Here is a 14,008-nt window from a genome sequence, read left to right as displayed (position 1 = left end):
CTTAAGATCTTCTGCCGCTCTTTTTATAAAATAGGATGACAAATTTTTCGTAGAAACATTTTAAAAGCACAACGCAAAGCATTCCGAAGAAGAAAATACTTCAAAATCAAACAATTAATTCTGAATTTATTCTAATGAAAAATATAAAAAAGATCATCGTTTTTTCAGCAATTTCGATTGCGATGAGCTGCGGAAAAACTTCCGAAGAAAAAGAAAATAATACCACTGGAGTTACCGAGAACCAACCATTAAATATCATCTTTATGGTTGGCGACGGGATGGGAATTCCGCAGGTATCAAGTGCATTTTATTTTGGCGAAAACACCCCTAATTTTAAACAATTTGAAAGTATTGGTCTTAGCCGGACTAGCAGCACCAGCCATTTAATTACAGATTCTGCTGCTGGCGCAACGGCCTTTGCAACGGGCGAAAAAACTTATAAAAGAGCGATTGGTGTTTCTAAAGATTCTGTAGCGCTTCCAACAATTTTAGAGCAGTTAAAAGAGCAAGATTACCAAACCGGGCTAATTAGTTTAACTTCGATCACACATGCTACTCCGGCTGCTTATTATGCTCATGTAGAAGATCGTGATATGCACGAAGATATTGCCAAACAACTGGTAGAAGCTGAGGTTGATTTCTTTGCCGGTGGTGGTAAAAAATACTTCCAGAATCGTGAAGATGGTCTTAATCTATACGATAGTTTGACGGCTAAGAATTATAAGTTAGACACTTTAGAATTAAGTAAACCAGATTATTCACGCCGTAATGCGTATTTACTTTCTGAAGAAGGTTTACCATCTAAAACCGAAGGCCGTGGCGATTTTCTTGGTGATGCCGCTAAAACAGCATTCGATTATTTTGAAGCCAACAAAAAACCATTTTTTGTGATGATCGAAGGTTCATATATCGATTGGGGAGGCCACGCAAAAGACGACGAGATGATGATTCAGGAGGTTTTAGATTTCGATAAAACGATTGGTGTGGTACTCGATTTTGTAAAATCACATCCAAATACGCTTTTGGTGATCACTGCAGATCATGAAACCGGCGGTGTGAGCATTGGTAAATCTTACGACGAGAGTGGAAAAGAAATTCCGCAGCAGGTGCAGGTATATTTTAATACAGATCAGCATAGTACAGAGCTGGTTCCGGTTTTTGCAAAAGGGAAAGGCGAAGAACTGTTTAGAGGAATTTACGAGAATAACGAAATTTATCACAAATTAATGCAGGCCATCAATGAAAACTAATTTCTATAAGTCAATATTAGCTGTTTTAGCGATGGTTTTTTTCTGCGGAAATCTAAGCGCGCAAAGCAATTATAAATTACATTCTCATAACGATTATGCACAGGAATTTCCGTTTTGGAAAGCTTATATTCATGGGGTATCATCGATTGAAGCCGATATTTTTCTGAAAAATGACAAATTATTCGTTACACATGTTGAAAATGAGATAAAAACTGATTTCACACTTGAAAATCTATATTTAAAACCACTTTCTGAAATGGGGAAAGCTGGAAAACTTAGAGAAATTCAGTTATTGATCGATCTAAAATCTGAAGCCAAACCAAGTCTGAAAAAACTGGTTCAAACTTTAAAATCTTATCCAGAATTAACCAATAACAATAAAATTTCTTTCGTGATTTCTGGAAATAGACCAAAACCAGGAGATTATGCAAGCTATCCAGATTTTATCGAATTTGATCATCAGGATGTATCAAATTTAGCCGAAGCAGATTTAAGTAAAATCGCACTTGTTAGTCAAAATTTTAGGGATTATTCGGTTTGGAATGGATTGGGAAGAATTACAGCGCCAGAACTCGAAAAGGTGGAAGCTGTAATCAAAAAAGCGCACGATGCCGGGAAGCCATTTAGGTTTTGGGGAGCGCCAGATACCAAAACAACCTGGAGCCGTTTCGCCGCAATGGGTGTAGATTTTATTAATACCGATAAACCAGCTGAAGCAGCCACTTATTTAGAAACTTTGGATGCTAGAAAATTTGAGCTAAAATCTCCAATCTCGGTGTATAAACCAAAGTTTGATTTCGATAAAAATGAACGTCCAAAAAACATCATTTTAATGATTGGCGATGGAAATGGGCTAAGCCAGATTTCTTCTGCAGCTTTTGCCAATAGAGGAGAATTGACGATTACTCAACTAAAAAATATCGGCTTGGTTAAAACCTCGAGTTTTGACGATTTGGTAACCGATTCTGCAGCCGGAGCAACGGCGATGGCAACGGGTGAAAAGACAAATAATCGTGCGATTGGAACCGATAAAAATGGACAAGATTTAAAGAATCTGACTGAAATTTTTGCTGAAAAAGGTTTCCTTAACGGAATTATTACGACCGATTTTGTGACCGGTGCAACGCCATCTTCCTTTTTTGCGAATGTGGTAGAACGCGACGATAGTGAAGCGATTTTAGAGGATTTGAATAAAAGTAAAGTCGATTTTTTTCTATCGGCCGGAGCTTCAGATTATGCGAAAATCGAGCAGAATTTTGTTCAAAAAGATATTTCAGAATTTAATGATTTTGAAAAACGGACAGCCATTTTTCTTTCTGAAAGCGGATTGGCAGATGCATCGTTGCGTGGAGATCAATTTCCAGAGCATGTAAAAAAAGTACTTCAGAATTTAGAAAATCAGGATAAACCATATTTTTTAATGATCGAAGCAGCGAAAATCGATAAAAACGGGCATACTAATAACGCAAGCGGAATTGTTGAAGAAATGCTGGATTTTGATAAAACCATCGCTGAAGTTTTAAAAGTAGCCGATCAAAATAAAAATACGCTGGTAGTTATCACCGCAGATCACGAAACTTCAGGGTTTGCGATTATGCAGGGCGATCTTGAAAAAGGACAAATAGAAGGCGGATTTTTAACGCACGATCATACCGGGACAATGATTCCGTTATTTTCCTACGGTCCAGGATCTGAATTATTCAACGGGGTTTACGAAAATACAGAAGTTTTTAATCGAATTTTAAAAGCGCTAGAGTAGGCTGTTAGATTTTAGATCACTTTGCTTTTAGAAGTTAGACTAGAAATGTTGAATTTTGAATGCTGAATTTTGAATTAAAAAAGAGTGTCAGTTCGAGTGATTTTGATGTAGCGTTAGCGGAATTAAAATTGTATCGAGAACTTTTGATTTTCAGATTATTGATTAGAATTGAAAAAGACTTCTCGATACAACAAATTTCTCCGTTTCATTCCAAAATTTGCCACTCGAAGTGACAAAAACTGGTAATTGAGAAATGCCAATCCAAATAGATTTCTCGACTACATTTCATTTCGCTCGAAATGACAATTTAGAAAAGAAAACTGATAATTGATTACTGTTAATTGCTAATTGAAATAATCTCCCCGGTTTCAAGATTGATCTTAAAATGATTGGCTGGTAATCCATTTAAAAACTTATCGAAAATGCTTAAAAACTGACTTAGTTTTTGGGCATTTTTGTTTTCACTTTTTGAGAGATGATTTGTTTTTGTGGCTTCAATGATCAATTTATACTCTTTTAATCGTCTTGAAGGAATATCAGCAAAAGCAAGTTTATCGGCATTTCTAATTTTGTAGAAATCCAGGATCATTTCTTTACCTGTCCAATCTGAAAACTCTGTTTTATTTTGTCGATTTTTAGCCACAGTTTTATATAGATCGTTAGCGCTAAGATTCGATAAAAAATCGTAGAAATTGACATTCCAATCATTCGGGATAAATCGGAGATTTACCAGGTTTTCAAGATGATATTCGGTAAAGTCGTGATAATTTTTACTGTTTAGAATATCGATATTCCAGGCTTTTTGATTCGATTTTGTAAGATAATCGTGCTCCATTTTATAAAGCGGAAATAATTCATCGAATCTCGGTACTTCATCAATCGCCACGGTTTCAACTTCAGCGGAATTTTCATTCAATTTCAGAATTTTATAACCAGGAATGTAAGCGGCCAAAGAGGGCGTTTGTATATTTACGAGGAAATCTCCATTTCCGTAGTCACGTTTTCCGGTGTCATTAATATGCATGTGACCGGCAAAATGTAGTTTCACTCCGACTTCAGCTAAAGTTTTGGCGATACGTTCTTCTGGAACACGTTCTAGCTGCCATTTATTTTTTCCGAGGAAATCTTCTAATTCGGGAGAGGCATCTTCATTAAAATCTACTGCAGGATAATGACTAAAAGCGACCAGCTGCTTATGTTGATCTTGTGCATTTTGTGCTACTTTTTTTATCCAATCGAACAAATGTTTTTTATGATCTATTGTTTGATTGTAGCCAATACTTGCACTGCTAAAACCTCCATTATCTCTAGGTAAATAAGAATTTCCATCGATCGCTAAAAGCCATAATCCTTCGACGGGTTCGACTAAATAGGAAGCATCGGGAATTTTTATACTATTATTTATAGCGTAAAGCCGGTTGGATAATTTAGCTTCTTTTTCAGCTTTTTTAAAAGTGTAATCAGAGTAATTATAGGTTGAAAATGGCGATTCCCAGTATATATTTTTCTGCTTCGGAAAGAACCCAAAATCGGCTAAATTATTCAGTATAAAATCATAGCCTGCTTTTTCTAATTTTGGTTCGGTTAAAACTTCATTTTGTTTTTCAGAAGATAAAAAAGAGACATCACTAAAAATAGCCTGCTCTTTGCCGTTTTCGCCTAAAAAATCACGTTTACCACCAGGCGTGTTAAAAGGAGCAACGGGATCATGATTTCCGGTGGTGATAAAGAATGAGATTTCGTATTCCTGCTCGTATTTTTTTAGAATTTTAGCCAGTCCTTCGATATTTAGAGGTTGGCCATCATCGGTATAATCGCCGGGAAAACCAACCAGTTTAATTCCGCGGTTGGCAATATCATCCAATACCGCTTTCAGCACGTAATAGTTTTCATTAAATAATCGGGTAGAATGCAATTGGGCATTCATGCTTCTTATCTTAGTTTTTTTGTCTTGGCCGTGAACTGGTAAGCCTTCAAAATTCGCGTAATCGGCATAAATATCCAGTAAATGAATATCTGCAACAAAGGCAATTTGAGTATTTTCCTGAGCATTTAAAAGGTTGCACATCAAAATAAATAGTAGCGAAATTCGCTTCATTTTTGTTGAATTTTAATGCGAGTATACAACCAAAAACCGAACTAAATATTACCTACAGGTTAATTTGAACCGGGATTAATAAACTTCAGCATTTTCCTCGATCAGACTTTCATAAAACTGAATATATTCTTCAATCATATTATCGATATTGCAGTTTTCTTCAGCATATTTTCTACAGGCCTTTCGATCGAATTTGTCTATGTTTTTAAGAGCCTCGGCCATTGCGTTGGTGTCTATGGGTTCGCAAATTTGCCCAACTTCTTCGGTTATTATTTCTGAAGCCACTCCTTTATCCCAGCTTAAAACCGGAGTTCCTGAAGCCAGACTTTCTGAAATTGCCAAAGCAGAAGGTTCGTCCCAAACACTGGTAAATAATAGTGCAGAAGCATTTCTTAATAATCGATTAATTTGTGAGCGATCTTGTTCGCCAACATAAGATACTAATGGATTTTTAAGTAACGGCGCGACAAAACGCTCAAAATACTCACTATTCTTACCACGACCGGCTAAAATGATAGGTTTGTTAGCTTTTATAGCAACTTCTATAGCCAGATGTGGCGCTTTTTCTTTACATATTGAGCCAAACCACATGCAATATTCGTTATTGGTTTCAAAGTTTGGTTTCCAGTCGTTGAGATCGATCGCATTTCGAATCACTTTAGGGAAATTTAAAAACTTAGAATATTGTTCACGTAAAGACTCACTTACGACTATAAATTCCTGGTGAGATTCGTCCTTAATATAATCTAGCGCAAATCTTATTTCAGGAAAAGCCATCGTATGTAGTGTGGTTACAAACCGAGTTTTAAGTCTATTTCCTAAAATGATTGGTAGGTAATTTAAAGAATGATTGTGTACTATATCGTATTCGTTACGCTCCAGATCCTGAAAAATTTCAGCATAAATAATAGCATTTTTGATCTCTATAGGATTGTAATTCTCTGAATGTATGCAGGAAAAGGGGCTACCCTCTGCAAAATGATCGTCTAAAGCATGAAGGTTTTGGCATTCAGATCCAGATTTTGCGTACACATCTACCTGAATTCCTTTTTCAGATAACTTTTGTACGATCTTATGGGTAACCATGGCAAGACCGCCACCGTATGGTTTTTTTAGTGCATGGCGATGATCGGCGATAATTGCGATTTTCATAATTGGTAGGTTTAGGTTAAGTCGTAAAACTGTCGATTTATCGATAGTTTTTGGTCAATGATCAAGAAAAATGATCAACCTGTCGAAAGCTCAAAAATTTGATTTCTTAAGTTAATTAATTTTCGCGAAACTTTTCACTCTAATTTGATAAATTTAAAAGTGAAAATGTGCTGTATCGATAAGACTATGATCTCAATTAAATTTTTTAATAAAAGTTTAACCAATTTTTTTCTCTGAATGCATTAATTTTTTAGAGTAATTCGAAAAATTTAGTGTTTTTAGTATGTTTTAAAAATCAAGCATAGCAATGAATACGTATCATTTAAGGTTGAATGATGTCGAAGATTTCGTGCCGCAGCTTGCTGAGAAGCTGGGGATAGGATTTAAGAGTAATTTAGGAGAGTTTACAGTAAATATTCCTTTAGATCTAGGAAGTGGTAAAGTAAGCTGTATAAATTTTCCGAATGGAATAGGTTTATATAGTTTTAATTTAAAATTTGATGAAGATACCTGTCTTCGAATTTATCATCCAAGCGTAAACCCAATACGTTTTATCTATTGTGTAGAAGGAGCGTTAAACGCTTACTTTAAAGATGAAAAAGGCTGTGAACTTAAAAATCACCAGCATTTAATTGCGGCAACTTTGGCTAATGGCACGCAATGTTTTCAGTTTAATGCCGGGGAAAGAGTTAGGATTTGTTATCTTGAAATAGATCGTAAAAAATTTCAGAACTATCTTTCTTTTGATCTCAAAGAGATCGAAGAACATTATTTTAGACTCTTTGGGGATATAAATGCTGAAAATGAAATCTTCCAAACCGGTAGTTATGGTTTAAGAACTATGGACACGATTCGAGAGATCGAAGATTGTGGCGAAGAAGGTTTTCCACGTATAAATTTTTTGGGCGGTAAGGCTTTAGAGGTGCTTTCTCATATGTTGCTTCAGTTTAGAGAAGGTTCAGAAATGCATGAACCACGTATTAAAAAGCGTGATCTACGAGCATTTGAAAGAGCTGTGACTCATATTAACGAGAATATTTCTAATACAGGAACGGTACAGCAACTTGCCAAAATAAGCGGGATTAATGTGAATAAACTTCAGGATGGTTTTCAGGAAGTTTATGGAAAAACCGTAAATAATTATATTCGCGACGTACGTTTAACGCGTGCAATGAACATGCTTTTAAGCGGCGAAAAAGGAGTAGGAGAAGTAGTTTACGAACTAGGCTTATCAAGCAGAAGTTATTTTTCGAAGATATTTAAACGGCGCTATGGTGTACTGCCAAAAGATGTTTTAAACAATAAGAATTTATCTGAAGCTTCAGAATAGCTAAAAATTTTTATCTAATATCTATTTGAAATTCTTCTTTGTAAATTGGTCATAAAATTCTGAATCTATGGAAAAGCAGATTTTGGTGCCTACCAATTTTTCAAAACACGCATGGAATGCTTTAGTATTTGGTTTAAAACTTTACAAAAGCATTCCTTGTAATTTTATTTTGCTGAATGTTTACGATGAGGGTCGTGGAATTAGCGATCGTATTCCAGGGATTAAAAATGAAGAAGATGTTGACGCAAAAGAAACGTCTAAGAATGGCCTGGAAAGAATGCTGCAGGGATTAAGTTTTAGAAAAGAGAACCAGAATCACAAATTTGAGACATTGTCTTTAGAAGGAGATCTTGAAGATGTGGTGCAGGAGATTGTAAATACCAGATCTATAGATCTTGTTCTTTTAGGAGTTGAAGGTGCTAACGTAAATATTCATAGCTCATACAAGTCTAAATTATCGAAACTGGCCGATTCTTTACAAAATTGTGCTATGCTTTTTATTCCTGAAGATTTTGAACTTACCGAGCAATCCGTAAATGAAATTGTATTTCCTACAACACTTAGATTTCCGTTTCAGGAAAAAGAACTGGTGCCCTTAAAAGATTTGGCTTCAAATTCTGCTTCGCCAATTCGTATTCTTTACATCGATAGTGGTAGCAAAGGATTAAGCGAGGAGCAGCAAAACCTTCAACAAGACTTAAAAGAACTCTTTTCAGCAATAAAAAATACCTTCCACAGGCTTACTAAAACAACGGCCTCTACCGGGATTCATTTATTTATTGAGAGCAGGCAAAGCACCATGTTAGCCTTGTATAAAAGAAAGAAGGGATTTTTCTCTAAACTGTTTTTACAGTCCAAAAGTGATGATATCGAATTCGATCCAGCTGTTCCTGTTCTATTATTAAAAGAACTTGATTAACTACCAGGTTCGTAAAGTATATCCCGCATCCCAAAAGTGGTATTCTAAATGTGAGGCGCTAATAAATGCTTCAGTCATTTTTGTGCGGACTTGCGGTGTTGTTTTAGCCGCATGCTCGTCACAAATTGCAATAGCTTTTTCTACTGCTTCACCAAATTCTTCGCCGGCGTAAGTATCTATCCATGCCTGATAAGGATTTTCTCCAGATTGCTGATTCTCGTAAATATAATCACCAACTTCTTTATAGATCCAAAAACATGGCAGCACTGCAGCCATAGCCACTTCAAGATTCTCTAAAGCAGCCGTACTTTTTAGAAAATTGATGTAATGGTGGCAGGCCGGTTGAATGATCGCTTTTTCTGAAACCCCAAATTCTTTAAAATAAGATTCATGCAAAGCATTTTCTACAATAATTGCATTTTCTGCGAATTGAAGAAAGGCTAATGTATTTGCGGTATCATAAGCTCTGGCGGCGATTAACGCAAGGGCTCTTCCAAAATTTTCAAGATAAGCCGAATCCTGACTCATATAAAACTGAAATTTCTCTAATGGCAAACTACCATCCATCAATTCAGTAATAAAAGGCATTTTTATGATTCGGTCGTAAATTGGGCTTATCGTTTGCCAGGTTTCTTTACTCCAGCTCATTTTTTATTAATTTTTGTGGGTTAAAAAAGTGATTTAAAGGACCATTTCCTTCTCCTGTTTTTACGTCTTTTCCGTAGTTAATGGCGTTGTGCGCAAAATCCTGTCCCAATTTTACGGCTTCCAGCAGGTTTTCTCCTCTCGCTAAATAAGAAGCAATAGCAGAAGATAAAGTACAACCAGAGCCATGTGTATTATTAGTGCTGAATTTCTCAAATTCATAAGAATGAACCTGCCCATCTTCAGTAAAATAAAGTGAGGTGATTTTATCGGTTTTTAGGTGTCCGCCTTTCATTAAAACAGATTTGCAGCCAAGATTCATTATTTTTTCGCCTGCTTTTTTCATATCGTCCAAACTTTCCACTTTCATTTTGGCAAGAACAGCGGCCTCATCCATATTTGGTGTGATCACATCTGCTAACGGAAATAACTTTTCGACAATCGTTTTTATAGTTTCGTCTTCGATTAATTTATGTCCGCTGGTGGCGACCATTACGGGATCAAAAACTAATGGCGTTTTTGGATATTTTTGTAGTCCTCTAACTATCGTTTCTACCAATTCTGGAGTGTGAACCATTCCGATTTTCACCGCATCAGGAAAAATATCCTCAAAAATGCTATCAATTTGTTCTGAAACTGCCTGGTAGGGGATAGGAAAGATGTTTTTTACACCTGTGGTATTTTGCACGGGAAGCGCCGTTAAAACTGAAGTTGCGTAACAACCTAAAGCAGAAAAAGTTTTAATATCTGCCTGAATTCCTGCGCCGCCGCTGCCATCAAATCCTGCGATGGTTAGTGCGGAAGGATATTTATAAGTTTTCATGTTGATTTTGCTGAATTTGAGATTTAATTTTTTCCGCTGCTTTTTTAGGATCTTCTGAAGCACAAATCGCTGAAACTACCGCAATACAATCGGCTCCCGCTTTTATAACTCTCGAGGCATTCTCGGCATCCATTCGCCCAATCGCCACAAGTGGTTTTGGGGTTAAAGCACGTATTTTTTTGATGCCTTTGATTCCCCATTCGGTTACCGTATCTGTTTTGGTTGCGGTGCTGTAAATTGGGCTAATTCCCAAATGATTAGCGACTTTAGTTTGATCGTTTTCCAGCTGTTCCAGGTATTCTATGGAGTAGCCAATAGCCTTATTTTTATCCCATTTTTGCTGAATTTCAGTCGGAGGTATATCATTATTTCCCACATGAATTCCGAAGGAGTTTACCGCTTTAGCCACGTCAAGATTATCATTGATGATAAGCGGAATTCGATATTTATCGGTTATCTTTTTAAGTGTTTCCGCTTTTTTTATAAATGTTGAAGTATCTAAATTTTTCTCTCGAAGTTGAATAATATCTACGCCACCTTCAATAGCCATTTCAGCAACCTGAAGTAATGGGAAATGCACACAACTTTCTTCAGAAATGACCAGATACAACTGGTAAGGAAAATCGGGATGCATTATTGGCTAATTTTAAGATGAGAAAGAAATTCCTCTTCGCTAATATTGTATAATTTATCGAGTAAATTTAATTGAAGACTACCCGGCCCGGCAGAATTCTTTGCGGCAATCTGGCCACAAACGCCCATTAGCGCCATTGCTGCAGCAGTAGCTTCAAATTTGTTTTCTATGATAGCAGCAAAAGCAGCCGTAATAGCAGAAGCAGAGCATCCAAGACCGGTAACTTTTGCCATTAGCGTATCACCATTTTTTAGCGAAAGCTTTTGATCTTTATCAACAATTATATCGGTCTCTCCAGAAATACAAACTGTTGCGTTAAACTCTTTATTTAAAGATTTGGCCGCTTCGATAGCTTCGGTACTTTCAGCAGTGCTATCTACACCTTTCGTTGGAAGATTGGACGCTTTTGCCAAGGCCATAATTTCTGAAGCATTTGCTCTTATGATTGTTGGTCTCAACTCTAAAAGTTCAGCAATAATTTCATTACGATAAGGCGTTGCTCCGGCACCAACAGGATCTAGAAGCCAGGGTTTTCCAAGTTCGTTTGCTTTCTTTGCGGCTTTAATCATGCTAATGCTCCAGTATTCATCTAAGGTTCCAATATTAATGACTAGTGCCTGGCAGATTTTAACCATGTCTTCAACTTCAGATTGTGCATGAGACATTATAGGTGAAGCGCCCGCCGCCAGTAAGGCATTTGCGGTATTATTCATCACCACATAGTTGGTGATATTGTGAATTAATGGCACCGATTTTTTTACTTTCTGGATATGTTGCCAAAGGATATTTTTCATAATTAGGTCAGTTTTTGGCTTTAGGGGAAACTGCTTAGAAAAATAAAGGCAAGTGCACGAATTTAAACTATGCAAACTTTTTCCTACGACGGTTTAAACCGCATCAGGTTCAAAGGGACTCTCTCAATTCTTCTTTCAGAATACCCCTAAAGCGAGATAAATGTAATGTAAATTTTAAGGCTGCTAAAATTTTTTGCCGATGTTAAATAATTAAGTCTGCATTTTTTTACGAATGATTCTCTTTGAAACATTAATTATTGTATATTTAGCAAAATTATATCTAAATATTAAGAATATTGGAGTGTTAGTTGTGTATTGTTTGCATACTGTTAAAATAATCTCCAATAGAATTACAAAAGAAATGACAGGTTTAAAGAATTTAAGTAAAGCAGGAGCATTTTTTCTAATGCTTACATCATTTTCAATGTTTGGCCAACGCCAGTACGGAGCGGCAACTTTATATACGGTAAGAGATGAAATGGCCGCAGCACCAGAAGAAACTATAGATGAAGTTTCAGAAATTGGTTATTTATATATTGAAGCTGCTGGTTATAGCGATGGAAAATTCTACGGAATGGAGCCTAAGAAATTTAAAAAATTACTGGCTAAATATCATACAAAACCATTAAGTACACACCAGGGTGGCGTAACAATGGAAAACGTAGATAAAATGATTGAAGATGTTAAGAAAGCAGGTTTTAAATATTTTGTGATTCCTGTGCCGCCTATGGGCCGTTTTACTTTTGATCCTGAAACACAAACAATGGGAATGGAAGATGATCTGGATTTTTTAGTTGAAACTTTTAACACTATAGGAGAAAAATGTAAAAAAGCAGGTTTAGAGCTTTTATATCATAATCACGATTTTGAGTTTAAGGAAAATGAAAATGGAATCGTACCTATCGAATATTTTTTGGAAAATACAGATCCAGAATTGGTGAATTTTCAAATGGATCTTTTTTGGGTAACCAAGGCGGGTGCAGATCCAGTAGTTTATTTCGAGAAATATCCAGGTCGTTTTAAATTATGGCATGTAAAAGATATGGACGAAGATGGAAAATTTGCTCCTGTTGGCGAAGGAACAATAGATTTTGGTAGAATCCTAAAAGAAAGAAAAGCTTCTGGTATGAAATATTATATCGTAGAGCAGGACATGACTTTTGAGTTAAAACCTCTTGAAGCGATTAAAATTAGCCACGATAACCTTAAAGATTTTGGCTTTGATAAAGTGAAATACAAAAAATAAACCTTAGAAATTGAAGGTTATAAAAATCCTCCATATGTAATAGAAAAACCCTCTAAAGTTTAAACTGAAGAGGGTTTTTCGATATATAACTAATTTGGAGTTTTATGATTTAGGTCTTACGCAATACATCTTTTACAAAGGTCATTTTCAAAATCAAAAAATGTATAGCATATCTTTTTAATTCCGTCGTAAACTTCACAAATCGTATTTTCAACAAACTTGTTTAGTTTCTTTAATTCTGAATTTTCTTCAGAATCTAATAATGCATCTGAAAGTAGCACGTAAGTATTACTATTAACCGAATTCTTTAAAAGCTGATGTGCCTCAATAACCGTTTGTCCATAAAGCTTTTCAAACTTACCAATATTATATTGTGCTAAAGCCCCATAATGTGCGATAAGTTTTAAAGAAAGATCGATATTTAATTGAAATTCTTCTTCTAAAAATTTTATTTCCTGATTAAAAACTTCTTTCATCAGACAAAACTGGTGTAAAATATCGTTAGCTGAAATTCTTTTTCCGTATTTAAAAAATAGTACCGCGTCACCTTCAATTTCAGAAATTTGAAGATCCAGTACATTACTTTTAATAATGGCGTTAAGTAATTTAGAAGTGATTAATTTACCAGTTTCTACATCTGTAGTTTCAACAAAGCGGCTAAAACCACTAATATCTGGCATAATGATCGTTCCTTCAACTACTTTAGATTCGTATACATTTTTATTAATAAGATAGGGGAGTTGTCTGGTAATAGTTCTATTCATAGCAATTTTTTATTTGATTAGTATACCAGATCATCGTAGAAACTGCGATGAATCCAAGTAGTGCAATTTTTTATTGTTAGTCTTTATTAAAAGCCTTTGCTTACACGCTTTTTGAAAATTCTTTTTCAAATTTATGTATATTTGATATACAAAAGTTAGTAATAAACTAAATGTAAGTGATATACATTTTGTTAGTATAATTTAAAATGGGAGAATTATTAGATAAAAAGGTTTGCGAAAGCAAATTGGGTGCTATCGATGATGCACTTTATGCCATTGGCGGTAAATGGAAACTTAAGATCATCATTGCACTTAAAGAAGGAAATAAACGTTTTAATGAACTGCAAAGAGCCTTGGATATTTCGGCCAGAATGTTATCTAGAGAATTAAAAGATCTTGAACTTAATGGCTTTGTAGATCGCAAAGTATATACCGATACTCCTGTAGTTATAGAGTACGAACTTACCGATTATAGCAATTCTTTATCTGAAATTTTAGAAGCCTTAAGTTCGTGGGGAATTAAACACCGTGAAAAATTAATCGAGGAACGATCTTAAAAAAATTAGCTATTTTACTAGATAATATACGAAGCGC

At 35.5% G+C, this 14,008-nt stretch carries 13 protein-coding genes and 1 riboswitch; of the genes, 6 read left to right on the top strand and 7 right to left on the bottom strand.

Annotation, left to right across the window (positions count from 1 at the left end):
* Positions 1–134 precede the first annotated feature (134 nt).
* Together INR75_RS16365 and INR75_RS16360 are read left to right on the top strand one after the other, a co-directional pair.
* Positions 135–1,250 carry an alkaline phosphatase gene (locus INR75_RS16365; protein ID WP_223089632.1) on the top strand — a complete coding sequence of 372 codons (1,116 nt, stop codon included), beginning with the start codon at positions 135–137 and terminating at the stop codon, positions 1,248–1,250.
* Entirely contained in the window at positions 1,240–3,009 is a 1,770-nt protein-coding gene (locus INR75_RS16360; protein WP_255584575.1) for an alkaline phosphatase, read from the top strand. The genes INR75_RS16365 and INR75_RS16360 overlap by 11 nt, the downstream gene beginning before the upstream one ends.
* A 337-nt stretch (positions 3,010–3,346) precedes the next feature.
* Here the strand turns inward: INR75_RS16360 and INR75_RS16355 are convergent, their stop codons facing one another.
* Positions 3,347–5,107, bottom strand: coding sequence for a metallophosphoesterase (locus tag INR75_RS16355; RefSeq protein ID WP_223089631.1), 1,761 nt, complete (start codon positions 5,105–5,107; stop codon positions 3,347–3,349).
* A 75-nt stretch (positions 5,108–5,182) separates the two neighbouring features.
* On the bottom strand, positions 5,183–6,259 hold the full coding sequence (locus tag INR75_RS16350; protein WP_223089630.1) for a glycosyltransferase: 1,077 nt from the start codon (positions 6,257–6,259) through the stop codon (positions 5,183–5,185).
* Positions 6,260–6,566: 307 nt separating this feature from the next.
* Here INR75_RS16350 and INR75_RS16345 point away from each other — a divergent pair, with 307 nt between their 5' ends.
* Entirely contained in the window at positions 6,567–7,589 is a 1,023-nt protein-coding gene (locus tag INR75_RS16345; protein ID WP_223089629.1) for an AraC family transcriptional regulator, read from the top strand.
* 67 nt (positions 7,590–7,656) lie between these two features.
* Complete coding sequence (locus INR75_RS16340; protein WP_223089628.1) at positions 7,657–8,508, top strand: universal stress protein; 852 nt, start codon at positions 7,657–7,659, stop codon at positions 8,506–8,508.
* On the opposite strand, the gene tenA is transcribed toward INR75_RS16340, so the two are convergent.
* The 4 genes from tenA to thiM are packed head-to-tail and all read right to left on the bottom strand — an operon-like array spanning position 8,509 to position 11,404.
* Positions 8,509–9,156 carry a thiaminase II gene (gene tenA, locus INR75_RS16335; RefSeq protein ID WP_223089627.1) on the bottom strand — a complete coding sequence of 216 codons (648 nt, stop codon included), beginning with the start codon at positions 9,154–9,156 and terminating at the stop codon, positions 8,509–8,511.
* A complete protein-coding gene (gene thiD / locus INR75_RS16330) occupies positions 9,143–9,976 on the bottom strand; it encodes a bifunctional hydroxymethylpyrimidine kinase/phosphomethylpyrimidine kinase (protein WP_223089626.1) in 834 nt (277 codons plus the stop codon). Before thiD ends, tenA begins: the two co-directional genes overlap by 14 nt.
* Entirely contained in the window at positions 9,963–10,610 is a 648-nt protein-coding gene (gene thiE / locus INR75_RS16325; RefSeq protein WP_223089625.1) for a thiamine phosphate synthase, read from the bottom strand. Before thiE ends, thiD begins: the two co-directional genes overlap by 14 nt.
* Positions 10,610–11,404 (bottom strand): hydroxyethylthiazole kinase, encoded by a 795-nt coding sequence (gene thiM / locus INR75_RS16320; RefSeq protein WP_223089624.1) that lies wholly within the window; start codon positions 11,402–11,404, stop codon positions 10,610–10,612. The genes thiE and thiM overlap by 1 nt, the downstream gene beginning before the upstream one ends.
* Positions 11,405–11,467: 63 nt before the next feature.
* Positions 11,468–11,562: riboswitch (TPP riboswitch) on the bottom strand.
* 203 nt (positions 11,563–11,765) lie between these two features.
* On the opposite strand from thiM, the gene INR75_RS16315 reads away from it, so the two are divergent.
* A complete protein-coding gene (locus tag INR75_RS16315; protein WP_223089623.1) occupies positions 11,766–12,650 on the top strand; it encodes a sugar phosphate isomerase/epimerase in 885 nt (294 codons plus the stop codon).
* A 116-nt stretch (positions 12,651–12,766) separates the two neighbouring features.
* Here the strand turns inward: INR75_RS16315 and INR75_RS16310 are convergent, their stop codons facing one another.
* Positions 12,767–13,414, bottom strand: coding sequence for a DUF2652 domain-containing protein (locus INR75_RS16310; protein WP_223089622.1), 648 nt, complete (start codon positions 13,412–13,414; stop codon positions 12,767–12,769).
* A gap of 206 nt (positions 13,415–13,620) precedes the next feature.
* Between INR75_RS16310 and INR75_RS16305 the strand changes: the two genes are divergently transcribed.
* Positions 13,621–13,971, top strand: coding sequence for a helix-turn-helix domain-containing protein (locus tag INR75_RS16305; RefSeq protein WP_084841523.1), 351 nt, complete (start codon positions 13,621–13,623; stop codon positions 13,969–13,971).
* Positions 13,972–14,008: the final 37 nt, after the last annotated feature.

Origin of the sequence: Zunongwangia sp. SCSIO 43204 (assembly GCF_019904275.1) — a bacterium.
Classification (GTDB): domain Bacteria; phylum Bacteroidota; class Bacteroidia; order Flavobacteriales; family Flavobacteriaceae; genus Zunongwangia; species Zunongwangia mangrovi.
This window is presented reverse-complemented; position numbering and strand designations above follow the sequence as displayed.